At 66.8% G+C, this 25,418-nt stretch carries 32 protein-coding genes and 1 tRNA gene; 7 read left to right on the forward strand and 26 right to left on the reverse strand.

The annotated features are described in order from the left end of the window. Window positions 1–11: 11 nt before the first annotated feature. Entirely contained in the window at window positions 12–164 is a 153-nt protein-coding gene (locus tag IRY44_RS21840; protein ID WP_194802215.1) for a hypothetical protein, read from the reverse strand. Window positions 165–347: 183 nt separating this feature from the next. On the opposite strand from IRY44_RS21840, the gene IRY44_RS21845 reads away from it, so the two are divergent. Continuing rightward, window positions 348–716, forward strand: a complete 369-nt coding sequence (locus tag IRY44_RS21845; RefSeq protein WP_194802108.1) for a DUF6223 family protein — start codon at window positions 348–350, stop codon at window positions 714–716. 31 nt (window positions 717–747) lie between these two features. Here the strand turns inward: IRY44_RS21845 and IRY44_RS21850 are convergent, their stop codons facing one another. Then, window positions 748–1,410, reverse strand: a complete 663-nt coding sequence (locus IRY44_RS21850) for a response regulator transcription factor (RefSeq protein WP_194802109.1) — start codon at window positions 1,408–1,410, stop codon at window positions 748–750. Next, window positions 1,407–2,573: a sensor histidine kinase gene (locus tag IRY44_RS21855; protein ID WP_194802110.1), complete on the reverse strand. Its 1,167-nt coding sequence runs from the start codon at window positions 2,571–2,573 to the stop codon at window positions 1,407–1,409. The genes IRY44_RS21850 and IRY44_RS21855 overlap by 4 nt, the downstream gene beginning before the upstream one ends. Window positions 2,574–2,704: 131 nt before the next feature. Between IRY44_RS21855 and IRY44_RS21860 the strand changes: the two genes are divergently transcribed. Then, a tRNA-Lys gene (locus tag IRY44_RS21860) sits at window positions 2,705–2,776 on the forward strand. A gap of 65 nt (window positions 2,777–2,841) precedes the next feature. On the opposite strand, the gene IRY44_RS21865 is transcribed toward IRY44_RS21860, so the two are convergent. The 14 genes from IRY44_RS21865 to IRY44_RS21930 all read right to left on the reverse strand — a co-directional run bounded on the left by IRY44_RS21865 (window position 2,842) and on the right by IRY44_RS21930 (window position 11,657). Next, window positions 2,842–4,083 (reverse strand): site-specific integrase, encoded by a 1,242-nt coding sequence (locus tag IRY44_RS21865; RefSeq protein ID WP_194802111.1) that lies wholly within the window; start codon window positions 4,081–4,083, stop codon window positions 2,842–2,844. Between the two features lies 1 nt (window position 4,084). Continuing rightward, the gene (locus IRY44_RS21870) at window positions 4,085–4,258 is read right to left on the reverse strand and encodes a helix-turn-helix domain-containing protein (RefSeq protein ID WP_370584985.1); all 174 of its coding nucleotides are present in this window, start codon (window positions 4,256–4,258) and stop codon (window positions 4,085–4,087) included. 40 nt (window positions 4,259–4,298) lie between these two features. Further along, window positions 4,299–6,080, reverse strand: a complete 1,782-nt coding sequence (locus IRY44_RS21875; RefSeq protein ID WP_194802113.1) for a replication initiator — start codon at window positions 6,078–6,080, stop codon at window positions 4,299–4,301. Next, a complete protein-coding gene (locus IRY44_RS21880) occupies window positions 6,080–6,346 on the reverse strand; it encodes a hypothetical protein (RefSeq protein ID WP_194802114.1) in 267 nt (88 codons plus the stop codon). Before IRY44_RS21880 ends, IRY44_RS21875 begins: the two co-directional genes overlap by 1 nt. After that, window positions 6,343–7,050 carry a hypothetical protein gene (locus IRY44_RS21885; protein ID WP_194802115.1) on the reverse strand — a complete coding sequence of 236 codons (708 nt, stop codon included), beginning with the start codon at window positions 7,048–7,050 and terminating at the stop codon, window positions 6,343–6,345. Before IRY44_RS21885 ends, IRY44_RS21880 begins: the two co-directional genes overlap by 4 nt. Beyond that, a complete protein-coding gene (locus IRY44_RS21890; RefSeq protein WP_194802116.1) occupies window positions 7,050–7,397 on the reverse strand; it encodes an RRQRL motif-containing zinc-binding protein in 348 nt (115 codons plus the stop codon). Before IRY44_RS21890 ends, IRY44_RS21885 begins: the two co-directional genes overlap by 1 nt. Beyond that, window positions 7,394–7,693 carry a hypothetical protein gene (locus IRY44_RS21895; RefSeq protein ID WP_194802117.1) on the reverse strand — a complete coding sequence of 100 codons (300 nt, stop codon included), beginning with the start codon at window positions 7,691–7,693 and terminating at the stop codon, window positions 7,394–7,396. The genes IRY44_RS21890 and IRY44_RS21895 overlap by 4 nt, the downstream gene beginning before the upstream one ends. Further along, on the reverse strand, window positions 7,690–8,142 hold the full coding sequence (locus IRY44_RS21900) for a hypothetical protein (protein ID WP_194802118.1): 453 nt from the start codon (window positions 8,140–8,142) through the stop codon (window positions 7,690–7,692). Before IRY44_RS21900 ends, IRY44_RS21895 begins: the two co-directional genes overlap by 4 nt. Window positions 8,143–8,229: 87 nt before the next feature. Continuing rightward, window positions 8,230–8,439, reverse strand: a complete 210-nt coding sequence (locus tag IRY44_RS21905; RefSeq protein WP_194802119.1) for a hypothetical protein — start codon at window positions 8,437–8,439, stop codon at window positions 8,230–8,232. Further along, complete coding sequence (locus IRY44_RS21910) at window positions 8,436–9,308, reverse strand: FtsK/SpoIIIE domain-containing protein (RefSeq protein ID WP_194802120.1); 873 nt, start codon at window positions 9,306–9,308, stop codon at window positions 8,436–8,438. The genes IRY44_RS21905 and IRY44_RS21910 overlap by 4 nt, the downstream gene beginning before the upstream one ends. Before the next feature lie 86 nt (window positions 9,309–9,394). After that, complete coding sequence (locus IRY44_RS21915) at window positions 9,395–10,336, reverse strand: hypothetical protein (protein ID WP_370584986.1); 942 nt, start codon at window positions 10,334–10,336, stop codon at window positions 9,395–9,397. Between the two features lie 106 nt (window positions 10,337–10,442). Further along, on the reverse strand, window positions 10,443–10,628 hold the full coding sequence (locus IRY44_RS21920) for a hypothetical protein (RefSeq protein ID WP_194802121.1): 186 nt from the start codon (window positions 10,626–10,628) through the stop codon (window positions 10,443–10,445). A gap of 34 nt (window positions 10,629–10,662) precedes the next feature. Beyond that, complete coding sequence (locus IRY44_RS21925; protein WP_194802122.1) at window positions 10,663–11,091, reverse strand: DUF3307 domain-containing protein; 429 nt, start codon at window positions 11,089–11,091, stop codon at window positions 10,663–10,665. A 245-nt stretch (window positions 11,092–11,336) separates the two neighbouring features. Further along, a complete protein-coding gene (locus tag IRY44_RS21930) occupies window positions 11,337–11,657 on the reverse strand; it encodes a hypothetical protein (RefSeq protein WP_030500671.1) in 321 nt (106 codons plus the stop codon). Window positions 11,658–11,877: 220 nt separating this feature from the next. Here IRY44_RS21930 and IRY44_RS21935 point away from each other — a divergent pair, with 220 nt between their 5' ends. Continuing rightward, window positions 11,878–13,122, forward strand: coding sequence for an XRE family transcriptional regulator (locus IRY44_RS21935; RefSeq protein WP_228532556.1), 1,245 nt, complete (start codon window positions 11,878–11,880; stop codon window positions 13,120–13,122). On the opposite strand, the gene IRY44_RS31335 is transcribed toward IRY44_RS21935, so the two are convergent. After that, the gene (locus IRY44_RS31335; RefSeq protein WP_194802123.1) at window positions 13,109–13,360 is read right to left on the reverse strand and encodes a helix-turn-helix domain-containing protein; all 252 of its coding nucleotides are present in this window, start codon (window positions 13,358–13,360) and stop codon (window positions 13,109–13,111) included. The two genes, IRY44_RS21935 and IRY44_RS31335, sit on opposite strands and share 14 nt — an antisense overlap. A 100-nt stretch (window positions 13,361–13,460) precedes the next feature. Here IRY44_RS31335 and IRY44_RS21945 point away from each other — a divergent pair, with 100 nt between their 5' ends. Together IRY44_RS21945 and IRY44_RS21950 are read left to right on the forward strand one after the other, a co-directional pair. Continuing rightward, window positions 13,461–13,712 (forward strand): hypothetical protein, encoded by a 252-nt coding sequence (locus IRY44_RS21945; protein ID WP_269695939.1) that lies wholly within the window; start codon window positions 13,461–13,463, stop codon window positions 13,710–13,712. 601 nt (window positions 13,713–14,313) lie between these two features. Further along, window positions 14,314–14,823, forward strand: a complete 510-nt coding sequence (locus tag IRY44_RS21950) for a hypothetical protein (protein ID WP_194802124.1) — start codon at window positions 14,314–14,316, stop codon at window positions 14,821–14,823. 171 nt (window positions 14,824–14,994) lie between these two features. Here the strand turns inward: IRY44_RS21950 and IRY44_RS21955 are convergent, their stop codons facing one another. The 7 genes from IRY44_RS21955 to IRY44_RS21985 form a co-directional block, all read right to left on the reverse strand. After that, on the reverse strand, window positions 14,995–15,993 hold the full coding sequence (locus IRY44_RS21955) for a hypothetical protein (protein WP_194802125.1): 999 nt from the start codon (window positions 15,991–15,993) through the stop codon (window positions 14,995–14,997). Window positions 15,994–16,086: 93 nt separating this feature from the next. Next, a complete protein-coding gene (locus IRY44_RS21960; RefSeq protein WP_194802126.1) occupies window positions 16,087–16,995 on the reverse strand; it encodes a hypothetical protein in 909 nt (302 codons plus the stop codon). A gap of 28 nt (window positions 16,996–17,023) precedes the next feature. Continuing rightward, a complete protein-coding gene (locus IRY44_RS21965; protein WP_194802127.1) occupies window positions 17,024–17,560 on the reverse strand; it encodes a hypothetical protein in 537 nt (178 codons plus the stop codon). Between the two features lie 562 nt (window positions 17,561–18,122). Then, entirely contained in the window at window positions 18,123–18,392 is a 270-nt protein-coding gene (locus IRY44_RS21970) for a hypothetical protein (protein WP_194802128.1), read from the reverse strand. Beyond that, entirely contained in the window at window positions 18,389–19,483 is a 1,095-nt protein-coding gene (locus IRY44_RS21975) for a hypothetical protein (protein WP_194802129.1), read from the reverse strand. Before IRY44_RS21975 ends, IRY44_RS21970 begins: the two co-directional genes overlap by 4 nt. A 10-nt stretch (window positions 19,484–19,493) precedes the next feature. Further along, window positions 19,494–19,853, reverse strand: coding sequence for a hypothetical protein (locus IRY44_RS21980; protein WP_194802130.1), 360 nt, complete (start codon window positions 19,851–19,853; stop codon window positions 19,494–19,496). Between the two features lie 1,558 nt (window positions 19,854–21,411). Further along, window positions 21,412–23,055, reverse strand: coding sequence for a hypothetical protein (locus IRY44_RS21985; RefSeq protein ID WP_194802131.1), 1,644 nt, complete (start codon window positions 23,053–23,055; stop codon window positions 21,412–21,414). A 138-nt stretch (window positions 23,056–23,193) separates the two neighbouring features. Between IRY44_RS21985 and IRY44_RS21990 the strand changes: the two genes are divergently transcribed. After that, a complete protein-coding gene (locus tag IRY44_RS21990) occupies window positions 23,194–23,580 on the forward strand; it encodes a hypothetical protein (protein WP_194802132.1) in 387 nt (128 codons plus the stop codon). Between the two features lie 350 nt (window positions 23,581–23,930). On the opposite strand, the gene IRY44_RS21995 is transcribed toward IRY44_RS21990, so the two are convergent. Then, on the reverse strand, window positions 23,931–24,122 hold the full coding sequence (locus tag IRY44_RS21995; protein WP_194802133.1) for a hypothetical protein: 192 nt from the start codon (window positions 24,120–24,122) through the stop codon (window positions 23,931–23,933). 293 nt (window positions 24,123–24,415) lie between these two features. On the opposite strand from IRY44_RS21995, the gene IRY44_RS22000 reads away from it, so the two are divergent. Then, window positions 24,416–25,402, forward strand: a complete 987-nt coding sequence (locus IRY44_RS22000; RefSeq protein WP_194802134.1) for a hypothetical protein — start codon at window positions 24,416–24,418, stop codon at window positions 25,400–25,402. Window positions 25,403–25,418 lie beyond the last annotated feature (16 nt).

Raw genomic sequence — 25,418 nt, forward strand, 5'->3', positions numbered from 1 at the left:
GCAGCAACCGCTCACGGACGGGGGTTCGTGTTCAGCGGCAGCCCGCACAGCGTCTGGTTCCGGCCCGGCAGCCAGGCGTGCACCTCACCGCCGGGCCGGCGTACGCCGTCGTCGCCCGGCACCTCGCGGGACGCCGCCACAGCGGCGGTGCTCGTGACTCGCATGGTCGCCCAGGTTCCCCGGCCGCCGCCGTTCACGCCCGGCAACGACAACCCCTGGGGTACGCGGGCGCAGCGCGTACTCCCGTGGTGGTAGCCCGATCGACGACTCCGGGGCGACGACCGGTGGCGATGCCCGTCCATACGCTGCCGCCGTCACCACTTGCCGCGACCCGAGGGAGTCCCAGAATGTCCATGCACCTGCTCGCCGGCGCAGTCGCCCCGGCCGCGCACACTTCGCTCGCCGCCGGGGGCATCGGCGGCTCCGGGCGGGTCGGCGCCACTGTCTTCGCCGTGGTGGCCCTGGCCAGCGTGGCCGTCGGCGGACTGGCACTGAGCCGCTCCCGCCGCGGGGCGGGCGAGGGGCGCGTCCAGGCCCTGGTGGCTGCCGCGGCGGGAGTGGTCGGCCTGGTCCTGAGCGCGTGGCACCTGGCGCTGACCACCGAGGGCCTCGGCAGCGGCCAGGGCCGGGCCGGCGCGGTCGCCGGGGTGGCGCTGGGGCTGATCGGTGCGGTGCTGGGCGGGGTGGCGCTGGCCCGTTCCCGGCGCACCGCCTGAACCGGTCGCTGGCGTCGGCCCGGCGGCTCGGTCAGGAGGCGGTGAGCCAGCCGGGGACGGTGAGCCCCGACTCGTACGCGAGCACCACCAGCTGAGCCCGGTCCCGTACCCGCGTCTTGGTCATGATCCGGCTGACGTGCGTCTTCGCGGTGGCCGGGCTCAGCACCAGCCGGGCCGCGATCTCGTCGTTCGACAGGCCGGCGGCGACCAGGGCGAGCACCTCCCGCTCCCGCTCGGTGAGCGCGTTCAGCCGGGGGCCCGGGTCCGGATGTCGGGTCCGGGCGGCGAACTCGGCGATCAGCCGGCGGGTGACGGCCGGGGCGATCAACGCGTCGCCCCGCGCCACCACCCGCACGCCGTGGATCAGCTCCGCCGGCTCGGTGTCCTTGACCAGGAAGCCGCTCGCGCCGGCCCGCAACGCGCCGTAGACGTAGTCGTCCAGGTCGAACGTGGTCAGGATGATCACCCGGGCGGCGGTGCCGGCGACGATCTCCCGGGTGGCGGCGAGCCCGTCCAGCAGCGGCATCCGGATGTCCATGAGGACGACGTCCGGACGCAGTTCCCGCACCAGCCGTACCGCCGTGGCGCCGTCGGCGGCCTCGCCGATCACCTCGATGCCGTCCTCGCCGTCGAGGATGGAGCGGAAGCCGGCGCGTACCAGAGTCTGGTCGTCGGCGAGCAGCAACCGGATCATGTCGTCTCCCCCTGTGCCGCGCGTGGCGCCGGGATCGGCAGCAGGGCGGGCCGCAGCGGAAGGCGGGCCCGCACCAGGAACCCGCCGTCCGGACCCGGCCCGGTGGTGAGCGAGCCGCCCAGCGCCCGGGCCCGCTCGCCCATGCCGAGGATCCCGTTCCCGGGCGGGCCGGCGGGACCGGCGCCGTCGTCCGCCACCTCCACCAGCACCTCGTCGCCGTCCGGCACGACCCGGACCACCGCCGTGCTCGCGCCCGCGTGACGGCTCACGTTGGTGAGCGCCTCCTGGACGATCCGGTACGCGGACAGATCCACCTCCGGCGGCAGCGGCCCGGTCTCCGTCACCTCGGTACGCACCGTCAACCCGCGCCGCCCGGCCGTCGTGACCAGCTCGTCGAGGCGGTCGAGACCGGGGACGGGGTGGCTCGGCGTCGTACCCTCCTGCCGGAGCACGCCGAGCGCCGCCCGCAGCTCGCGCAACGTCTCCCGGCTCGTCTGCTTGATCACCGTGAGTGCCTCCGCCGACCGCTCCGGATCGGGCCGGTGCAACGCGGCGCTCGCCTGCACGCTGATCAGCGACAAGTGGTGGCCGAGCAGGTCGTGCAGCTCGCGGGCGATCCGTAGCCGCTCCTCGGTGGCCCGGTGGCGGGCCTCCTCCTCCTTACGCTGCTCGGCGGCGAGCACCCGGGCCTGCACCTCGGCGAGATAGGCCCGCCGGTTGCGGGTCACGCCGACGATGACCGCGACCAGCCAGCCGGCGTGCAGCAGCGTCGCGCCGTTCCCACTGACACCGGTCCGGGTGTAGCTGTCGGCCACGGCGAAGGAGACGACAGAGGCCAGGCCGAGCCCCACCGCGACCGCGAGGTGCCCCTCGTCGACGACCGTGTACAGCGCCACGACGAACACCAGCATGATCGGCCCAGGGCGGTGAAGCAGGGCGCCGTACGCGGCGACAGCGGCCAGCGCTGCCACACCCACCGCCACGGGGTGTCGCCGGCGCAGGTAGAGCGCGCCGGAGGAGGCCAGGACGACGAGCAGCGCCACGAACTCGGCGGTGGTGTCGATGCCCTCCGACTGCACCACCAGGCCGAGCAGGGCTACCAGGGCGACGGCAGGCACCAGTGCGGCTTTTGTCTTGAGGCCGTGCCGGTGCCAGCTCGACATTGCCGAAGCGTAGCGGTCCGGGGACGCAGCGGAGGGCCCCGAAGCGGCGTCGTGTGGTGCCGGAGTGCGGTCGGGAGGGTCGGTGCGCGACGCACGCCGGGCTGATCGGGTTCGGGTAACCTGTGCCGTGCGGGCCGCTAGCTCAATGGCAGAGCTGTGGACTTTTAATCCATAGGTTCAGGGTTCGAGTCCCTGGCGGCCCACTCAACAGCGCGTCTGAGCTGCGAGAACATCGGCCGAAGATCATCGGGCACAACCAGGGCACAACTCAGGCATGATCTTGGCTGGCGCGGGGTGTGGATGACTTGCCGTCTGCCTGCCGCAGGAGGCTGCCGACCAGGCCGCGCGGGCGGTCCTTCTTCGGCAGCCAGTGCACGTAGGTCTCCAACGTGATCCGCAGGTTGGCGTGCCTCAGCGCCTTCTGCACCTCCTGGGGCTCGACACCGTTGCTCATGAGCGTGGTGGCGAAGAAGTGGCGAAGGGAGTGGAAGGTGCCTTCCTTCGGCCACCCGGCGGCCTGACGCCAGTCGGCCCACAGCTCCGACCAGTAGGTGTCCGTCAGCAGCCTTCCGCGTGCCGAGGTGAAGAGGACCGCCACCGGTCGGATCAGGCGCTCTCCGGTGGTGATGTCGGGCAGCTCGAACTCGACAGGACCGACCTCGTTGAGATGGGCGGTCAGTTCCTCGGCGACCACCGCGTCCAGGTCGACGGTCCCGGTGGAACCGCTCTTGGGTGGGGAGAGGTAGAAGCCGCCGAAGTGCTCGGGCGAGTGCCGTAGTTGCTGCACCACATGCAGCTCGCCATGCTCGTAGTCAGCACAGCGTGAACCGGCTTCCATTCCCAGGACCTCGCCGAGGCGGAGCCCCTCCCCTGCTCCCAGCCAGATAGCCGCCCGGAATCGCCGGGGTACCACCTCAACAAGCTTGAGCACCTGGTCCCCGGTGGGAACCCATTTCGGTGCCCGCGACAGACCGCGCAGGATCTGGGCGAGCTTCACGCCGTTGCAAGGGTTGTCCGGGATCGCCTTGTCAACGACGGCCGCGTTCATGATGGTCTTGAACAGCCCGAAGTACAGGCTCACCGAGGACTTCGGCGTCTGCTTGTCGAGCAGCCGGCCGAGCCACGACAGAACGTCCGTCAGGGTGATCGACCGAATTGCCTTCTCGCCGAACGCGGGCAGGAGGTGCTTTCGCAGGTTCTGCGGTATCCGCCGCCGGGTCTCCGTCGACCACCCGGATTCGCGGGCTTCTCGCCACCGCTGCGCGTACTCACCGAAGGTCAGTTCGGCTTCCGCCCGCTTGACCAGCACCTCTGGCGCTACACCGGATCGGCACGCCAGATCGAAGGTTTCCGCGTCGCGCTTGAGATCGAACAGCCGTTCCCGGTCGTTGTTATCGGCATCGGCGTAGCGGACTCGCCAGCGCTTACCCCGGCCGTGCCGCTTGGACGGGAGCGGCTTCTTCGTGTCGGGATCGCGCTTCTTGAGGTACCACAGGTCATCGATGGGCATGTCAGGCCGCCTGCTCTTCCAGCCAGGCCCGAACATCAGCGGGGTTGTAGCGCAGATGCCGGCCGACCTTGGCAGCGCGGGGACCGATGCGGCGGTGCCTCCACTGATACAGCGTCCCGACTGGCACCCGGAGGAACGCCGAGACCTCATCGATTGACCACAGTTCTTCGGACACTGCTTGTCGGTTCACCAATGTCTTCTCCTTCTGTTGTGGGCTATGCGGCCAGGCGCGGGCCGTCGAGGGTTGTTCCGAGTTCGTGGGCGAGTTCTTCGCGGCCGGTGGTTCGTCGTTCGCGGGCGAGGGCGGCGGCGGTGTTGGCGAGCAGCGCGTCTCCGGTGGTGTGCCAGCCGACTCCGGCGAAGGTGAGGGTGCCGACGATGAGCGTGGTGTCCTCGTCGACTTGGTCTGCGGGTGGGCCGCTGGCGGCCGGGTGGTCGTGGTCCTGGTGCTCGTGGCGCCGGAACTGGACGCGGGTGTCGCGCAGGAGTTGGAAGGTCACGGAGTAGCGGCGGGCTTTGGTGAGGAAGTGGCCGCCGTAGCCGAGCATGTGCGCCCACCGGCGCAGCCGGGCGTACGGGTTGGCCGTTGCTGTTCTCGCCGGTTCGCTGTCAAGGGCGGCTTGACGGTGGGCGACGCAGACGGGACAGGCGGCATAGCGGGTGGGGGTGCCGCAGTCGGGGCACTCCCAGCGGTCGACGAAGCCGGGCCGTGGCCGGGGTTCCCGGGGCCGCTCTGAGAGTGGGGCCGGGGTGTGGACGGGTCGGCCGATGCGCCAGCAGGCGTCGATGAGGCGGGCGGTGTGGTCGCCGTCGGGGTCGGCGTAGTCCCCGATCGAATCGGCGGTCAGGCGGGTGGAGGTGTGCCCGGTGGCCTCGGTGCTCTTGGTGGCGTACTTGGCAAGGTAGCCCGCGACCATCCCATCGGTGACCTCCCCCGAGCCGTCAGTGGCGATCGGTTCCACGTCGAGCTGCTCGCCCCAGGCGATCGGCCATCCCTCGGGCCGGTCGGGGTGCGGTGGGGTGTGGAAGGCGATCTGCCGGGCGGCGTGACGGAGCGCGTCGACGAGGTCGTCGACGGTGAACCCAGGCGGTGGGGGTACGACGTTGTCGGGGTCGGTGGGGTCGACGCCGTCGAGGCGGGCGATGGCGTGGAAGTGCACCGCACCCCGGGCTTGCAGCTCGGCGACCTTCCCGGGCGACAGCCGCACCGGGGAGACCTTGCGCGTCTTGCCGGAGGCGGTGACCACCTCGACCCGAGGGACGCCACGGCGTTGGGCGAGCTTCGCCAGCCAGCGTTCCGCGGCTTGCTTCGTGCGATGCCACAGTTCGCCGGAAAAGATGTTCCAGACGACCTGGTGGTCGTGGTCGTAGCAGTCCAGACACAGCGGATGCCCTAGCACGGTGTCGCCGGTTTCGTGGCGGGCCCAGCAGACGGCGGCTCGGCCGTGGGGGCACAGGCCGGTGTCGCGGCGGGCGTGGCAGGGTTCGGCGCGGCAGTCGCAGCGGCGTCGGTTGCGGCAGGTGTGCCGCTTCACCTTCCGGGCGTGGACGGTGCCGAACGACGGCGCGGTGAAAGTGGCGAACACCGCCGGATGTGATGCCACCGACTCCGGTACGCCTTTGCCGCCGACCAAGCCCGCGCGCAGGAGCTGGAAGGCATCCCGCTGGTAGGTCTGCGCGCAGGCGGGGCAGACCGTGGCGCGGCGGTTGCCGCAGGCGGTGTAGATCGCGGCGTCGGGCATCGCATCGGTGTGCCGGGCATCCAGGACACGGCCGGTGGCCTGCTCGACGGTCAGGATCTGCCCGGACAGGCGGATGGGACGCGTGCAGCCAGCAGCGGCGCGGACGTGTTCCAGCCAGCCGAAGTAGTCGGGCCGGGTGGCGCGTTCGAACGCGGCCCCGGCAGCAGTCCAGCCGTAGACAGGTGGGACATCGGCGTTCGAGCCCACCCCCCGGGCCACGGAGGCGCGGGGGGTGAGGTCCAGCGTCGAGGCCATCAACCGGCCACCCCAACGGGGTGCAGGTTGGTGATGGTGCGTTCGATGACGATGACCCGGCAGGCACCGCACTGGCGCTTGACCGGCTCGTGCCGCCCACAGGGGATCTGGGTGACGGTGGTGCCGCAGCGGATGGTGACCGGGTTGCGGCAGGGGCCGCCGTCGATGACGTCGACGACGGTGCGGCGGATGTCGTAGGGGTGGGGCTCCGGCTCGGCCGGGCAGGTGTGCAGGAGCTGCACGACGTCGACAGTGTGGATGCTCATCGGGCACCACCACTGATGGTGGTCAGGAGTCGTCCGGCTACGGGTGGGGTGACGTCGAGGCGGTCGGCCAACTCGGCCGGAGTGATCGGCTGGCCGGTGGCCTGTTCGTGCTGCACGGCCGCGAAACGCGCCATCGGCAGCAGATGAGAAGGGACAGGGACGTCGACCGGCTCGGCCGGTGCGGAGACGGGCTCCGGCTCGGCGGCCGGGGTGATGGCGGCCGGTGGTACCGGCTCGGTGGTGACCTGCTCGGCCACCTGGACGCGGATGGGTTCGGCCGGCGCAGCCGGCGCAGTGCTGCTCTGCCCCGTCGGAGCGGGGGCGAGGACGAGTTTCACCAGGGCCATGAACGCCAGGGCCGGGACGGCGGACAGCAGCCAGCCGGAGATGCCGGGTTTGGCGACCGCGAGTTGCGCGGCGAGGGACAGGCTGGCGGCGGCGATGAGCAGGAACAGCGGGTAGCCGATGGGTGCGCCGCTGCGGCGGCGTCGGCGGATGGTCAGCAGACAGGCGATAGGGACCAGCTCAGAAATGACGGCATTCGCCCAGCCGAACCACGCACCCGTCCCCGCCGGGGAGTTGGCGAGGGTCCAGTCCTTGACGTGCGTGAAGGAAGCGGCACCGGCGAACCCGGCGACCGCGATGAGGATGAGCACCAGGACCAAGCCCTCGATACGGCCACCCTGGTTAGTGGTGGTGGTCATCAGTGGCCTCCGTGGCAGTCGAGGCAGCAGCCGTAGCGGCGGGGGATGTAGTAGGGCTTGACCTGGCCGCAGTCACGGCAGGTCCGCCGAGCGAGCAGGGCCTTGGCAATCGCCCGCCGCTGCGCCGGGGTGGCGGTCCGTTTGGGTGCGGCGAGGTCGAGGCGGTAGAGGTAGGCGACGCGCTTACCGCGACGCCACAGGATCTGCGCGACCGCGTGATGCCCTCCGGGCCGGAGCCCGGCGGCGCGCAACTGTCGGCGGGTGGCCAGGCCGTCGGGGGCGAGCCGGAACGGGTAGGTGGGGAATTCCTCGGCGGGGTTGGCCGGGTCGTAGGTGTAGGTGGTCATGGCCGGTCTCCCCAGCGCTGCTGGGCGGCTTGGCGGGAGATGCCGAGCCGTTGGCCGATTTCGGCCCAGGAGTAGCCGAACTGGCGTAGGCCGATGACGGCCTCACCGATGGCGTCATCGAGGTCGGCGGAGAGGGCGACGAGGTCGCGGAGGGCTTCGACGTCGCCGTCAGCGACGCGGCGGCCGTGGGCGCGGATGATGCGCCGGGTGAAGGCGGCGAAGGCGTCGTTCTCGACGACGTCCCGGCGACGCTGTACCGGGATGCGCGGCGTCAAGGGCTTCTTGACGGTGTTCATCGCGTCGCGCCTCCGTCGGTGTGGAGGCGGTCCCACTCCTCAGCGGCGTTCTCAAGGGCGGTGATGACCTGCTCGGCGGTGCGGGTGGGGTCGTCGTTCCAGGAGTAGGGGGAGATGTGCTCGTCGAGCAGGTAGCCGTCTTCGTCGATGTGGAAGACCGGTGCGAAGTCGTCGAGGTAGTCGACGAACGCGGCGATGGCGGCGAGGTAGGTGATCCGCTCGTCGGTGTCGAGGTCGTACCAGTGGTGCACCGGGTGTCCGGTGCAGGCCATGCCGATGGCTCCGACGGCGCAGGCCGGCGGGGTCGGGGTCGGGGTGGGGTTGTCGGTGGTGTGGGGGTAGTAGGTGCCCTGGTGCCAGCCGTGCCGGCGGAGGTAGAGGGCAGCCATCCGCAGCAGGTCAGCGGGTGTGACCAGATCTGCGGTGGGTGGGTTGTGGGTAGCCTTCATGGCAGCCACGTCCTTTCAGAAGGGCTTGGTGGGAGGTCGGCAGGACCAGCTCTGCTGCCAGGCGAAGTCCTGGTCCTGTCGGCCGATTTATCGGGTGCGTAGCCGCAGGTAGCGGCGTTGGCGGGTGTCGTCGCCGCCCACCGGGTGGGGTGGGCCGAGGTAGACGAGTCGGCCGCTGGCCGAGGCGACCTGGACCATCGAGGCGATCTCCGCTGGTTGGGCGACGATCCAGATCTCGACGTACCGGGCGGCACGCTGCTGGTTGGCCTTGGCGTAGGTGTGCTGGCGGGTGGTCATGCCGCCACCTCGAAATCCACCCGGGTCAGGTCCGGGATCAGGGCCGGTAACCGGCGTGGCCGACGAATCCAGGCGGCGTAGTCGGCGATGCCCGCGATCTGGGCGTCGGTCAGGTAGGCGACTTTGATGCGCTTCGGGGTGCCGCCTTCGGCGATGAGGTAGGCGGCGCCCTGGTTGGTGGGGGCGATGTCGGTGGCCGTGTAGCCCTGCTCGGCCCAGCCGTGCCCGAGCACGATGTTGGAGGTGTTCGGCGTGGTGCACCGGAACGCGGCCCGGTAGCCGAACAGGTCCCGCAGCGAGGTGGGGATGATGTCGAACGACGGCCGCTGAGTCGCGGCAACCACCGGGATACCGGCAGCCCGGCCACGGGCGACCAGGTCACGCAGGAGAGCCACGAACTCTTCCTGTTCCTGCTTCGAACCGACCGTCGCGGAGTAGTAGGCGATCTCGTCGACCAGGACGGTGATGACCGACAGGCCGTCGGCGGCGGTGACCTTGCGGCGGCCGTGGGCGCGCAGCCAGGCGTAGCGGTTGTTCATCACCAGCTGGAGACGGCGGAGGATGTCGAGGGCGGCGGTGATGTCGGGGCCGATGAACGCGTCGGCGCAGTCCTCCCACTGGCCGAGTTCGACGAGCTTGCCGTCCAGCAGCACCAGGCGGCTGTCGACGGACAGGGCGGCGTGGGCGGCGATGGTGTTGAGGAGGCCGGACTTGCCTCCGCCGGGTTCGCCTCCGGCGAGCAGGTTGCGGTAGGCGAGGGTGATGTAGACGGGGTGACCGAACTCGTCGATGCCGACGAAGATGGGGTCGAACATCGACAGGCCAGGCCCCACCGGAACCCCCGACGTCGGGGCGGGTGTGGTGGTCATAGGTGTGCCCTCCTTGGGCGAGGTGTGGGCGCGGAGAGCCACACGAACGAACCCCGCAGGGCTCTCCGCGACCGGTTGGGTGAAGGTCAGATCCAGTCGGAGACGTCGTCCTCGACAGCTGAGGACGCAGCCGCGGGCTTGCTGCCGTTGGCGGTGGTGGCCGGCTTCTTGACGGCCGGTCTGCCCTGCTGGGTGGGCAGGGTGACGGTCGGGGCGTCGATGTCGGGCAGGTCCAGGGCGGTGGGCACGGTGGCCGGGATCCGCTCGGTTGCGGGGGTGTCGGGGTCGATGACGTCGACGAGCGGGGAACCGACCTGAGCGGTCAGCACCTCACGGCGCTTGATGTCGAACCGCAGGTAGGCGGCGTTACGGTCCGAGGCCCGCTCGATCAGAGCGGTCGAGGCGTGGCAGGCGACCGCGATGCGGTCGAGCCGTCCTTCCAGGTCAGCCAGGGACAGGCCGGGGCGCAGGTACACCCAGACCCGCTCACCAACAGGGGTGGGCTTGGCCCAGAGGATGAGCGGCAGGCTGCCGGACTGGTTGGCGATGATGAACTGCGCGAAACACACACGCAGCCGGTGCCGCACCACGAGGCACCAGGTCCAGGCGACCAGGAACCGGCGGGACACCGGCAGGCCGGCGGGGACGCCGACGACCAGGGCGACCACCAGCAGGGTGATCGGGGTTGAGGTGTGGTTGACCAGCTGCACCCAGCAGATGCCGAGAAGCGTGGTGATCCCGATTTCGGGGGTCCACCACCACAGCAGCCGCAGGACCGGCCAGATCCGCACGAGCAGCCAGGCCAGGCCGCCGAGCGGGACCCCGATCAGGGTGCCGACGAAGACGGCGAGGATGGGGTGGATGGAGGAAGCGGCCACCACGGCCGACAACAGGCCGACGATGACCGCCGTGAGGATGAACGCCAACCGGGCGTTGCGGGCCGAGGACCAATGGACCTTGGCCTCGATGACGGTGATGGTGCCGTTGGCCTTCCGTCCGAAGGAGCGGCGAGGGCTAGACTTGGACACGACACGTCCTCCCAAGTGATTGGGCTGGATGGGTTGGAGAGAGCGGGGTCGGCAGGTGTAGGAGCCAGTACCGGCCCCGCGCTCGTTTTCCTTTCCGCCGATCAGGTCAGCGGCGGTTGTTCAGGTCGTTGGTGAGCTGGCCGAAGCGGATGCGCTCGTCCTCGTCGAGGACGGTGGGGGTGCGCCCGGCGGCGCGTTCCTCCCGGAGCTGCTTGTCGAGGTGCTTCGGGTCGACCTTGACCTCACGGACGCGGCCGTTGGCGTCCTCGCTGAACAGGTACGTGCGGCCCATGACGGGCTCCTTCCGGTGTTCAGGGATGGGGTTTCTACAGGCAGGCGAGGAGCAGCGCGGACACCCACAGGCACGCCGCGTGCAGGGACTGATCGGCCAGGTACATGCCGCAGATCGGGGCCTGCCGGTCGGCGAAGTCGGCGCTTGCGGTGTGGGTGAGCAGCCAGCGCACCGGCCAGCGCCGGTCGAGGAACGCGTGACTGATCGCGGAGAAGCCCAACCCGGCAGCAAGGCCGCCGGCGGTGACGGGCAGATCAAGCGCGGCGATGGTGACCGCCAGCATGACGATCACCACGAGGTGGTAGGCCACGACGTGGCCGAGCAGGTGCTTCCAGCCGTGCCAGCCGGGCGCGGCCTTGTGAGCGGCCTGCTTGTCGGACTGGCCGAACACGTGATCGGCCACCTGGTGACCGGCGTAGAGGGTCGCCGCGACGACGGCGAACACGATGGCGGAAACGGGCATGACAACCACTCCCTACGTTGAGGGCAGACAGGTTGGAAGGGCAGACGGGGCCGGCAGGTGTAGGAGCCAGTACCGACCCCGCGCCACACTTTCGAGAACGGCAACCACGGGTTGCCAGGGCCGGGAGAGTAGGAGCCAGAAACGCTCCCGGACCAGATCGGAACAGATACAGCGGACTCAGGCCGCTTCACGCGCGATGCGCGTCAGACACCAGAAGCTCACACAGTTGCAGGTGGATCGAGGGACTACTTCGCCGCCGAGGTGCCAGCCTTCGGCTTCAGCGACACGGCACGGAACGCGACGCCGTTGCGCCCGTTGGTCGCCCACGGAATGGCCTCCAACTGCTCGACAGCGACGAGCTGCCCCACCGTCACGCTCGGCTTCTCACCCGCCGTGGTGATGGTGATGATCTCGCCGCCGGTCTCGTCGAGAACGAAGACCTGGGTCGACCACATGAGCCGGCCAGTGTTCTTCTCCGACCGCTGGTTACCGTTCTGGTCGTTCTTCGGCTCCGGGTCCTTCGTCACCTGGACCTGCTTGCTCGCGGTGTCCACGTACAGCTTCACAACAAACCTCCTGTGTCTAGGCGCATCCCTTGTTGGATGACTGCCTTGCCATCAAAGTACCAACTGAGTTGGTACTACGCCAGACCCTTGATGGAATCGGTTCGGCGTTTCGCTGGCACATACAACGATCTCTTTCGCTGCGGTAGAACGACAGGTGTCACTGCGGTGACAGGTCCAAGTCCCCTCGCCATGTCCCCGCGATCGGGGCGATACTGGCGGTATGGCTGACGTGGCTGCGGACCTCGACCGACCCGTCTGGGCGACCAGGCTCAGGGCTGAGCGCACTGCCCGGGGGTGGTCACAGGGAGAGGCCGTCCGGGCGATGCGAGTGCACGCCGCCGAGCAGCTTCCGACCGATAGCACGCTGCTACGGAACTGGAAGCGGTGGGAGGCGGGAAGCTCCGAGCCTGACGGCTTCTACAAGGCGCTGATTGCGAAAACGTTCGGCACCGTGACTGCCGCATTCTTCCCGCCCGCGACACCTCATGAGGCTGACGCGGCGCTGATTGCTGGCACCGGCATGGAGACTGTCGAGATTCTGGCACGCCTACGCAGCTCTGATGTATCGACAGCCACGTTGGAAGCACTCCGAATCACTGCCGATCGGCTCTGCTGCGAATACCCCTACATGGAATCGGAACAGCTTCGGGTGGAGGGCCGGGCTTGGCTTCGCCGGATCACTGCTTTGATGGATCGTCGGCTGACTCTTGCCCAGCACCAGGAGGTGCTAAGTCTCGCAGGATGGGTGGCGCTGCTGGTTGGCTGTGTGGAGTACGACATGGGGCTACGCCGCATTGCCGAGGGCACCCGCAAGGCCGCCTTGACGCTGGGCAACGAAGCGGGAAATGCTGCCATCTCTGGGTGGGCCTACGAGATGCGTGCCTGGTATGCGCTCACCCAAGGCGACTACCGAGGCGTCATCGCAGCCGCCGAAGCCGGCGAGGCAATAGCAGCTCGCGACGGCGCGGCGGTCCAGTTGACGGCGCAGCGCGCTAAGGCATGGGCTCGGCTCGGCGACAGGCGGCAGGTGGAAACAGCGCTAGACAGGGGCCGAACCCTGCTGGAATCGTTGCCGTACCCGGAGGACACCGACCATCACTTCGTGGTGGACCCAGCGAAGTTCGACTTCTACGCGATGGACTGCTACCGGATCGCCGGTGAGGACCGTCTCGCGGAGATGTACGCCCGTGAGGTCATCCGTTCGTCCACGGACCCGGACGGGACCGAACGCAAGCCCATGCGCAACGCGGAAGCCCGGATCACACTCGGGGTCGTGGCAGCGCGCAGCGGGGATCTCGACCAGGCGGTGTCGTACGGCCGCAGGGCGTTGAGTGGCGACCGCAAATCGCTGCCATCGCTGCTGATGTGCTCCAAGGAGCTGGCGACCCTTCTGCGGGATCGCTACCCGAAGGAGCCTGAGGCCGTCTCCTACCTTGACGAGGTTCGGACCCTCAGCGCGAGCTGACTCCGTCCGGGTTGCCGTCCTGGATAGGCCGACCGCCAACACCAGGACGAGGCCGGCTCTGGTGCCACTCGATGACCCGCCTCGGGCGCCACATGTGAGTGCGCCCGACCGTCGTATCGGGCTCCGGCATCTGGCCCCGCTTCCGGTAGTTGCTGACGGTCGCCACCTTGACGCCGAGGTACGCAGCAACGTCGGAGGTCGTCCACCACTCCGCGGTTAGGTCGGGGCCAGCTTCCACCCGGCCATTCTCGCATTAGGCGCACTAGGCAAGTCGAGGCGCACGAGCGTGAGAGTTAGACCTTGAAAGCCGAGAGTCGTACACCTGTACGATCGCGAGTGTGGCGAAGGAGCTGGTCGCACGCTGGTGGAACGGCACTTGGGGACGGCTGACCCGCCGTGACGTGTGGCTTGCCCGAGAGGTTCGGTGGCAGGTCGTTGCCAGGGCCGGTGATTCCGAGACGGGCAGGGTGCTGCGGTGGGAGTTCGACACCGAGGGCGAGGCTCGACAGATGGTGCGGCGGCTCGTTCAGGCCGATGGCGGCCAGTGGCGGGAGCAGTCCGGCGACGCAGCCACGCAGCCGCCGAGGTAGGGCCGGCCGGGCTGCCGGCGATGTGGTTCAAAGTTTCTGTACGTCTTCAAGGCGGCCCTGAACGGGCCGCACGCGCCGCCGCCTGGGCGCGCGTCCGTCGCTGCGCTGGCGCTCCGACTCCGGCCACGCAACACGCCCGGCGGCTAGCGCGGAAGCGGAAAGCCCAAGGGGCCGCCGCAGAACGACAGGGCGGTTGACCGGGTGGTGGGCCGGCAGCCGGCCGGGCCGCGCGGCCACGAGCCCGCGCGGCGTAAGGGAGCGCACGCCGGCCGCGACGGCGAGCTGGCGAGGTCGCACGGTTGCGGTTACTGCGCCTCCGGCGGGGGCGCTCCGGCTCCAGGATGGCCGGGGCTGTGTCGGCGGGTCACGGTTCGTGGGTGGTTGCGGTCAGGCCATCCCGCCTGCCCTCGACCCGGGCAAGCCGAGCAGACCACCGCCCGACCCGCCAGCATCCGAACCTGCGTCAAGGTCCGCTTGACGTGGCGGGCCGGGCGGCAGCCCGCTCCCCAGGAGGGCGGGTCGACGGCAGACGGGATGGCACTAGGGCTTTCGGCTGGGAACAACGTCCAGTATGTTCCGCCCATAACCTATGGAGGGGTCCGTGGACAGTGCATGGTGGCTCGCATTGCTGTTGGCAGTTCCAATTGGCATTGCGACAAACCTGCTCACACCGCAAATCGCGAAGGTGGGTGCCCGCTACAACTCTAGGCTGCGGAGGCGGCTCGATGAACGTACCCAGCGGCAACGTCAGCGTGCGGAAGAGTATGTCGACGATCCTAGCTCGTACGAGTCATATTTGATGCTGGCAATCCTTCGCACGACCCTTATCTATGCAATTGGAGGAGTAGTATCGTCGCCGTTTGCGCTCGCTGCGTATTCCGTCCCCAATCGAAATCTGGGAGCCTGGTTTTACCTCTGGGATGTACTCTTCGGCATCAGTCAGCTCGTAAATCTTGTAGCCACTATCGCAGTTCTCAATATTGCTCGTGAGGCGATGAAGACGGTAAGCGTTGTGCGGAATATTCGCGCTGAGAGGCGCCAGGCTCTCCGCTCGTCCGCTGAAGTCGCTGCGCGTCAGTCTGGCAAGGCGGAGGCGGCAGCGAGCAGTTGAGGTATCAGCTGGTCGACAATCCGTAGGTGGCGCCATGGTGAGAAGGCTGGCTGCCGTGTCCGCTGTCCGCCGATACGGCAATACGGCGATACGGCGATCAACACCGCGCACGCACGAGGCCCTCAGCAACTTCGCGGTCTCTCCCGGCGATTGCGGGCGCGGTGCCTAGGCTTAGAAAGGGGGCTCCTCAGTCGATGTCTGCCAAGCATCTGATGGTAATGCGCCAGCCGGAAGTGGGAGGTTGGTGACCACAAACAGGTTCAGGATATCTTCCCGATCCATGAACATTATCTGGCTCCGTTTTGACGCATCCAGCTTGTTGCCGATCCAATTCCGCGCCTGTTTCGTAATCTCGCCGCCAGCAACGATGAATGCATGGTCGACTAAGACTCGCTTGCTGGTCTCCGGGTCGAAGATCTCGTGCCCCAGCATCATCAGTGCTTGATTGTGAATCTCGGCCACGTTCAGGTTTCCACCCTTAGTGACTCCCGAGGCATCCAGCTTACCCTTCTTGGCCTGAATGCCGAAATATAGCACATGGGTGGTCGGGAGTGTGTATTTCATCCATACATCCTTGCCGTATTCCAGAGCCTTATCCCTATGTCCGGCGGCGGTTACGCGATGGAAGCCGATCTGACGGAACAAGGGAAGCAGGATGTCTTCGATCAACTCGTCCTCAGATGCCCTGTCGAGGTAGGCGACTAACTGTTCTCGCCGTCGCGCCTCTGCGGGCGAGAAGGGGCGATGGGGGTTAGGTACAGGTGCCGCAATCGTATTGGTCGGCAGGTGGCGAAGGTAGCATTGCCTGTCCTCCGCGTAGAATGCCTCAAATCCTTCTCGGCTGAGTGCGGCGTTCAGGAGTGCTAGCGCCTTCTCTCGTTGTGGCCCTTCGTTTGTCGCCTCGCCCTGGTCCATGAGCCTGCGAATGACGCGGGCGAAGGTGTCGGGTGGCGTGTTGGGGTTTGGTTGCGGCTCAGCCAAGATAGCAGCGAGAGTATCTGCGACCCAATAAACCCGCGTTGATCCGTCATGTGCAAAGTCGGTCTCAATGTCCTCAAAGAATTCGGTTAGATAGCTGCTACTCCGATAAGGGAAGTAGGTCTCATCCACCGGGAAGTTGCCGCAAATCAGGTCCCCGATCTGCTTGAGAGTCCGCTTCTTGAACTCCATATCGATCTCTCCAGCTCGTCAGCTACGAATGACCGCGACGGCGCAAGTTGACCTTGCGTGAGACTCGTCTAGGTCCCACGCCTTTGGATTGCGTTACCGGTTTCCGCTTTCCTCGATGGCTGCTTGGTCGCTTTGCTTCGAAACGAAGTGATAGGTAGGAGACTGCTCGATGCCTAGATGGTTGATCCGCTTTTCTTCCCGAATGACCACGCCAACCGATTCTCCGAGTTGGAGCCCGAGCTGAACCAACCTTTCCTCACCGTCAACCTGAATTTCGTACCGCTTTGAGGTTCGAGACGGGGACAACTTGATATCGAATCTGCCAGAAAGGTCTAGCTTTACGACACGTCCGAATACGGAAAACTCCCGGCTGACCGTGTCGACCTCCCATAGTTGCCGGATATGGCGCCTTGCCCGCTCCGACAGATGGGAGTTTCTGTGGCGACCGGTTGCTGACCGCCAGCCAACCTCCAGCTCAAGGTTATGATTATCGAGTGTTGTTGCTAGTGACCGAAGGCCGCGAACCAGTGATTCATATCGAGCGAAGCGCCGGAGGTCGCCCTCGTTTTCGGCCGTCGAATGAAGGTCGGTAATGGTTGAGAGAACCACGTCGAGGGGATCAGTGGTCAGGGGTATTTGCCCCTCGTCGCCATGGTCCTCGTCAACGGATGGAACTAAATGCATTACCGCGCTGCCGCGAGAGACCCCGGCTAATTCGAAAGATACCTCGCTTCGAACGGAATTCGCCTCGGCCGCACCCGCCACTTCTTGAGAGAAAGCGTGGAACAGCTCGTAAGCGATGCCGATATCGAGACGCCCGGTGTGGACCGTGTCACCGAGGACGCGGAGGTTTAATCTGCGCGCGAGCCGCAGAGCGGGATCGTGAGCCGCAAGGGTGCTGTAGAAGTGTCGATCTAGGATCTCGGCCGGTGTCTCGGCGACCTCTGGGCCGTCGTCAAACTCTGCCCAGAACTGATCAACACGGTCCTGATCGACCTGCACCTGACGATCGAAGGAGGAGGGACCGGGACTACTCACCGTGCATCACCTCCACGTACCCTCGCCGCCACCCACCAGTCTCCACGGTTGGGGCCTGCTTGTCCTCCCCCGGCTGTCGTAGCCGGCACCACCAGTCGTCAAACCCGCCACGTGCCTGCTGGTACTCGCTGTGCTCCGGCTCGAAGCCTCCGGGGAAGGGACTCCTGAAGTATCGATACTTGATGATGATTGGCGATACCCGGAAGAGATCCAGGATCCGCTGGCGACTCGCGGCGAGGTGGGCGAGAGGTTTGCTCACTCCCAGTCTCATCTGTGCAGCTCTGTCCAGTACCTCTGCTTCAACGAATAATGTGAGATCTACGTTGTTGGGATCAGGCTTGCCGCTGATGAAGCTTCCCGCCAGCCAGAGGCACTTGATTAGCCTCTGTCCGTTCAGAGACGCCTCGATCTTCGTCTCAAGACGGCCCCAAAGCTCCAGGTAGGTCTGCAAGCCTTCCCAACAGGCACTCCTGGTAGCCGAGTTCTTGAAGGCAGGCGCGTCGACGAACGCCGCTTGGACCTCGCCCATCGAAGCCGAATGACGCCCAAGCGGCAGGTGCCCATCGGGGCCGAGCGGGGGGACCGGCATATCTCGGGTTACTCCTTCGCCTACGACCGGAGCCGGAACGTATCCTTCCCGCAACGATCTGTAAAGACTGTTGGCGGGAATCTTGCTGGGCTTGCCTGATCGCCCTGACACGGACAAGGCCCTGAGTGCAGCCGATTGCCGACATGCGCGGATGCAAGTGCACAGGGCTTGTAACGAGGCGTCAGGCAGCGAGGCAGCAAGTAGGCAGCACGAGCGTCGAAACGGGTTGACCCTGAACGTGAATCGGCGATGCCCGACACCTGCTCATCGACGTTGGCCGCCACCGCCCGACAGCCAGCCGTCAGATTGAGACCGCATCCCCCGGCGGGGTCAGGCTGAGTCGTCGACGAAACGACTGCCGCCAGCAACGCTGACAGCAACGCCGCCGGACGGCGGCACACTTGACGCGCGCTGGCATGGACGAGGCTCCGAGCGTGCAGCCGTTGTCGGACGTGTGCGGACGCGACGCGCAGAGCTTGTAAGGGAGATGTCGAGCGAGCAGTCAGGAACTGGCGGTGAGGGCGTGGCGTTCTTCGGGGGTCATCTTCTCGTATGCGTTCCAGAAGGTCTGGAAGGGCGCTGCGAGTTCGGCGCCGTACGTGTCGCTGGTAGCGGCCTGGCGGAGTGTGAGTTCCCCGTCTCGGACGGCGGTGGCCATCTCGCGTAGCAGCGGGTTCTTGCTGCGGGCGAGCTGGTCCAGGAGTTGGCGAAGTGTTTCGCTGCGTTTCGGGTCATGACCGGTGATGTAGTCGAGGTCGTTCGGTTCGTTCATGCTGGTGCTCCGGCGAGGGGATGGTCGTATCGGCCGCCGTCGGGCAGTGCGGGTAGGGTGACGGTGTCGAGGTCGCTGAGTTCGCGGGTGAGTGCGGCGCGGAAGATGAGGACGGCGGCGGCGATCTGCTGGCAGAGTTTGGTTGCCTCACCCCAGAGGCGGAACATGTTGGCGATCTCGGCGGCGGCGACGCCGTAGCCGACGAGTGCGCCGACGCCGGTTTCGGCGGTGACGGTGCCGGCTGCGGCGGCGATCCCGGTGATGATGGCGGCGTCGATGAGGCTTTTGATGACGCCGCCGAGGGATTCGCCGGCGGACCAGACGGCGTCTGCCATGTCGCGGTATGCCTTGCTGATCGCGGTTAGTGGGGCGTGGAGGTCGGCGGTGGCGTTGGCGGTGGTGGTGAAGTAGCGGAAAGCTCCGTCACCCGCGACTCCGTGCCAGAGAGGGCGCAGGGTGATGGCGCCGGACTGGACGTTGTAGGCCAGATCGTGCAGGGCGCCGCCGATGTTGTCGACGACGGGCGCCATGGTGGCGAGGGCTTCCCAGTCGCCGGAGACCTGGGCTTGGATCCGGCCTATGGGGTCGAAGCCGAAGACGCGGTTGAAGACCTCGTTGAGCCAGTTCGCGGGGCTGAGGTAGTCCATCCAGCCCAGCGGGTTTGCAGGCTTGTCCGGGTCGCCCGGGGTGTCAAGGTTGCCGCGCACGTCGCGGACGTCGACGAAGTTCGCCGGGGCGCAAGGGTTGTTCGCCAGCTCCAGCTCCAGGGCGGTGATACACCGGTCGACCGCCGGCGGGAGGGTTCGGTCGAGACGCTCGGCGTTGGCGAGGTCGACGGTGCGGTAGTAGCCGGCGGCAGCCCGCAGTTCAGGGGCGGAGTTCTCCAGCAGGCACGCGAGCCGGTTGAGGGTGCCGCTGATGACGTTCACGGCGTGTTCGTGGCCGGCTTTGGCGATCTGAATCTGCTCGCCGCCAGTCGCCACGTCGGCGTGACGGTTGAGGTAGGCGCGGATCTCCCACACGTCGGAGGCGGCGCGGTCGACCTGACGGGCGAACCCGACAAGCGCGTCCGGCTCGACGGACAGCGTCACGGCCGCCGACCTAGCTCGTGAGGAACATGCCGGTCACGCCCACCACGACCAGGACCACGGCGACCGCGAGCACGTACAACCTCGACCGCGGCTCCCGCACGAAATACGTGGCCAGACCGAATGCCCCGCCGACGATCGACACGGCGTACCACGGGAACGTCGCCGGAGTGGCCTGCCCGATGAACAGCATCCAGACGGCGATGACCGCCACGAAGATGGTGGCGTAGGCGACCGTCTGCCGCAGGTTCCGGTAGGCGGTGTGCTGCAACCTGCCGACCGACTCCCGGTAGTCCTCCACTGCAGCAGCGCGATCCTCCGCACTGACCTGCCGCCGCTTACTACGGCTACCAGAACCCCGACCCCCGCTCATGCCGCAGAAGATACCAACGACCGTCACGCCACCGCTGCCCTCAGTAATGCTGGCTAGCGTTGCGAAGCGAACCGTCAGGAACAACAAGTCGCCGATGCGCGAGCTCGGTTGGTCGGTGTCGGCATCCCTGCCAGTCGGTGCAGCAGACCCGTCTCTGCATCAGCAGCATGAGCAAGCTTCACCTGTCACGCGAACGACCCCCTGCGGTAACAGAGGGCCGTTCTGTCCGAGGTGTGCGCCTACGAAAGGCATTGGCTCACATCTCGTGACCCTTAACGATGAGTCTTCGACTTGGGTACGCCCTCAAGGGCGAAGTGCATCCCTCCGGAGCGCGAGTAGCCGCATGCAGCTAGCCAGCTTTTCATCAGCGTGCATGAATGAGCACGAGAGCGTGTGTCCAGCTCGGCGCTGGTCCCACGCTGCAATCCGTCGCTGCAAAGTCGCCGAAATGGATCGAAGTTCGTAGTCTGGGCAAGTCCCGGCGCGTAGAAGATCCACCATCACGCAGAGTCACCATCCTTGGACTACCGTCCCGATTCGCGCTAAACGTTCAACGAATACGCGCACCGTGTGTGATGAGTGGTCTCGCAGGAGCCGTGACTTCGAAGGCAGCGCGTCGTTAGCGGGGTGAGACGCCCGTCGCACCTGTTCGGCGGTAACCGGCAAGTGCCCTCCCAGGCGGTCGTCTCACGTCCGAGGAACACTACGAACAAGGTCATGTTGGAGAATCATGTCCAAGAACACCCGTCGTCGAGGCGGCGGTACGCGTCCTACTCCGACGCCCAGCCGTAGCAACGCGGGACGAGTCCCACGGCAGGCGGAGCCTGTCGATGAGGAGCCCGTCAACGACGAACGCTATCTGCTCACACAGCGAGATCTGCTCATCCTCATGATCACGCTGATTGTCGGACTCCTCGCTGCTGTCGTCAGCGGCTTGACCACCGCAATCCAGGCCAGCCCGAGCCTCGGGTTCGGCCCCAGCGTTGCGGTGGGCATTGCGTGTGGGGTCGTTACCCTGGTTGTCACCGGCCTAGTGGTCGCCAATCGGCTACACAAGCTCGTTCAGTAGGGCTAGGAGAGGAATCAGTGCCCTGCTCTGTTACCGCAGAGCAGGGCACTGTCCACACCTGAGCTCCTGGTGCACAGGTCACTGGCAAGTACTGCATTGGGAGAGCCAGCGAGCCCGCAAAGGCATAGTCGCCCGAGATCGAGGACCTAGCCGAGCGTCGTCGAGGTCGGAGTTGGCATGAACGACAGGCGATGGACCTCCAAGATCGCCGGGCACAAGCCAGGCACAACTGACGCCGACAAGGGTTGTCAATTGCCGCAAGACGACGAGAGAACTCGCCCAGGTCAGAAGGTCGATCCGCCCTATCTGAGATGATCCATGGATCGCCGGAGGGGTTCAGGGTTCGAGTCCCTGGCGGCCCACTCAACAGCGCATCTGAGCTGCGGGAAGATGCCAATCGGGCAGAACTGGCCGAACCCGGCAGCCGCATGCGGCTTGACGAGTGCGCGCAGACGATGCGGCAAGCGTCCAGTGCTGGCTGTCGTCAGGCTACCGATTCGCGCTCTCATACACCGATATCGGCAGATTGAGCCACCACCCAGCAGCGGTCCGGGCGGGTGGGGGGACGTCGATACGATCGCGGATACGTCGGAGAATAGTCATGTTTCGTGAGATGCCGAGGCCGTAGATCAGTGCGTCCAAAACAGATGCGCTTGTTCTGCCTCCACTACGGTGCCAGTGTCGAGCGTGCTGGTTGATGGCAGTTGTCCAGTAGTGGTCTGAACTACTGCCGCCGAGGTGTCCGAGCGTTGATGCTGCGGCGAGAACGAGTTGAGGCGGAAGGCCAGGCGCCAAGGTGAGCTGCTCAACGAGGGCGCGCTCCTTGTCGCTTCCGAGGATGCGCAGTGCTTCGATCAGTGTTCGAGCGACCCCTGTCTCACCGCCGCGGACCTGGTTGACTACTTCAATGGCCAGGCTGGCGGCCAGCGGTGCACGGTACGGCGTTCCGAAGGGCAGGAGCGCCGCGTTCAGCCGTACATCGAAGACAGGGCTGAACAGCATCTCCTCGATGAGGTCGGGCAGCAGCGTGTCGAGGAAGCGCGGAACATGACTCGCCATTCTTGCGACGGTCGAGTTGGCGATACCTTCAGCCAAGACGCGCTTCGGGCTTGACTCCGGCAACGACCCGCGTGCCGCGACGTCGTTGTGGAAGGCCGCTTCGCGCAGCCGCCGACGGAGATCGGATGGCAGGTCCGCCGGAATCCGCCGGATGAGTTCGGCAGCGAGCAGGCGTGCGTCTTCATAGTGGGTAGGGTTCGTGGCAAAGTCGTTGACGATTGGCACCAACTGCCGTACCTGGGGTTCGCTGAAGTGCCCAAACCGCAGCTTGCGTACGCAGGCAAGAAGAGCGCCGTACTGAGCCCGGCCGTTAGTGGGCTGGGCGAGTTGCTTGAGAACATGTGCGGCTGCGTCTGGATGCGGACTGGCATCGAGCACACTGACCGTCTCGATGAACACCTGGTTGGTGCGATCAGCCGCGAGGCTGCTGCACGCAGCGACCGCCGATTGCTGGCCGAGTGGGTGGCCGAGCAGGCGATTGAGGGCCTCGTAGCGCTGAGCCCAGGCCACGCCATGAGACACGATCATCTCGGCCAAAAGTCGCTCCGCGATATGCGCCCACCTGGATCGCGGCAACATCACCGGACCGGTGCCAGCGAGCAGAGCGGTCAACTCGTCCCACTGCGCCCCAGTCACCACGTCGTCGGACTGGACGGACTCCAGTAGTTCGGCTATCCGGTCGACGGCTGCTGACTCATCCCGGCGCGGCCGCTGCAGCATCGGCGCATCCCCGGGCGAGGCGGCGAAGTAACGGCTGATTGCATCGATCAGCACAGTCAGCTGATGTGCCGGCACCTGCAGTAGTTCCTCGTACCGCCGGACCGCCAGGTGGGGTACGCGGACCTTTGCCGTCTCCCAGCGGGAGATCCGATAGACGCTCGTGTGCTCCCGCCAGCAGCCGCCTTGAAAGTCCGCGGCAAATCCCGCCTCTCGCTGCCAGCGCGCTTCTGGGCCGTAGAGGCGGTTGACCCGAAGCAACCAACCGACCCGGTGCTGAAACGTGCCCTGCGGCGTACGCCGCGGCGAACGGTACGGACGGCCGCGACCACCGGCCGAGCCACTCAGAGCACCCACTGACCATTTATTGCACTAGCCAGCTCGACGTGCAAGCGGCCGAACGACCCCAGAGAATTGCCCGATCATTGAACCTAGTCGTCGGCGGGCTAGAGAACCGACCATTGATGCCCGCCTTAGCAGCCAGGGAGGCCAGCCATGAGAGACACTCTGCTCCTACGGTGGGTTACGCGCGCCATCGCAACCACAAGCATCCTGGCAGGGGCGGCCATCGTCGCACCCGGGCCTGCGCAGGCCGCTACTGGCTACGTGTATCTCGTCACCCCGAGATGGTGGGGGTGGTGTCCCGGCAACGGCAACTATGTGACGGGCGTGAACTATGCCGTCTCGAACGTCAGCAGCGGCGGAGACAGTGGAGACGACATCGTCTACGCCAAGGTCAACCTGAACCAGGCGCAGGATGTCGTGATGGGAGTCCAGTGCGCCAAGAACACCCCTCAGGGATCGAGCGCGTCGATTACACCCACACGAAGTGGCCAGACGTTCTACATGGGTTTCCCAACAGGTTCGTGGACCGCCGGATGATGCCAGGCCGCAATTACTGCCGCGGCCAGGGTTCCGCATGGCGCGATTCCCCGCTCCGGTGTTCCCGGGTGCGGGGACCGTGACCACACGCTCTTACCACCTTGCTCATGAGCATTACGGACCAGAGTTGCCTGGATGATCCACTTCGAGCAGTACATGATCTCGCGCGCACAAGGCGCTCATCCATCTTGAGCGACGGGTGCATGCCCTTGCCACCGGCCGGCGTGCTGCACCGTCGCCTCCTCGGCTGGACCAGAGAGGACCGGTGAAGAGCATCAACGATGTCGTCAAGGGCATGACGGGGATTGCCACTGACCGATTGCCGACTGCGACGCCGCTCAGTGCGTCGGTCAGTCGGCCGGGTCCGGATGGGTGGCCTCTTCCGCTGCGGCCAGCATCTCGTTGATCCGCCGGAGCCGCTCCTTCAGATCAGCCGTCACCGCGTCCGGATCCGCACCCGCTCGGACGGCCGCCGCGCCCGCCTCGCGCAGCTCCGACGTGAGATATTCGCGCAGCTCGGCGGAGGTCGGATCCTCGTCCATGGTTGCGCTCCTGTCGGCCGTAGAGTCGAGCCCACCGCCAGCATGCCCGCAATCAGCGGCCACCGGCAGGCCGTTTCCGATCAAGACAGGGTCATGCTTTCGGACTACGACGTTCATCCGGATCTATCGTCCTGTCGACCCTCCGTTGTGGACCAATCGGGGATAACCCGACCTCTGAGCCGCGCATCGCCTCGACTGACCGTCGACTGAAACGATTCATCTCGCCGTTCACCGTGCGCAATTCCCTGGTCCAAGGTGAGTCACCTTCGTTGGTCCACTATGAGGAGGGTGCGGTGCTCGGATCGCCCCACACCGACGGCGTCGACGAGGTCCGGGATCTGGCGCGCCAGGGTTTGCTGGCTACCACGATCGCGGGCGCCTCTGGTCCGCGCCGTTCGCGGCTCACCGGTGCGACGTACTCCATCGCCTGGCCGGTCGTGTATCAGCGACTCACCCGCAAGATCGAGATGCGCCGGGGTCATGTCAGCTGCGCCGCCTCGGTGCGACACCTGGCGGCCGAATGCCTGGACCGGTTCGAGAACGACGTCGAGGCTGTGGTCGACGACGTGGCCCGCAAAGCGAGCGCACGGATCGAGAACCTGGAGGGCTGGATCGCCAGCCGTCTGATCCCGGCCACTGTCGATGCCCACCGGCGACGGCGTGGTGAGCACGGGGCGTTGCAGCGTCCCCGCGTGCCGGCCTGGCTGGCCGACGAACTGGGCCGTGAGCCGTGGCTGCTCGATCTGGCTACCCAGATCCTGCTGTGGGCGGGTACGCCGGCCACCGCCGGCTACGAGCTGTGGCCCACCGAGAGCTGGGTGGTACGACGCTGCGAGCGGCACGGTGGCTGGTCGACGTACGGCGAGACGGACCTGCAGGCCGACATCCGCACCGTCCTGCACGCCATGAGCAGTCGTCCGCAGTGGTACGAGCAGTACGTCGAAGGGCCGCTCGGCCACAAGCAGGCTCCGGTCGCCTCGTCGGCGCTCCTCGACGACCGGGGCGACGTCCCGGTCGACGCCGAGGCCGAGAACGAGCGGTTACTCACCGCGCTGGCTCACGGGGCCGTCCAACTCATCCGGGTCCGCCTCGCCCGGGGCGAGGCTGCGCCGACAGTGGTGGCCGAGGTGCTCGACACGGTCTTCGGCGCGGACGCGGGTGGAGGTCACCTCGGGCGCGCGTACGACGACCGCCTGGAGCGGGTGCTGCGTGACAGCAGCGAACTGGACCGGATCGTCGCCACGGTGCTGGATATCATCGAGATCGGGCGCGGTCGATAGCTTCGACGAAGGACGG

The sequence above is a fragment of the Micromonospora sp. ANENR4 genome, from assembly GCF_015354395.1.
In the GTDB taxonomy this organism is placed as follows: Bacteria; Actinomycetota; Actinomycetes; order Mycobacteriales; family Micromonosporaceae; genus Micromonospora; species Micromonospora aurantiaca.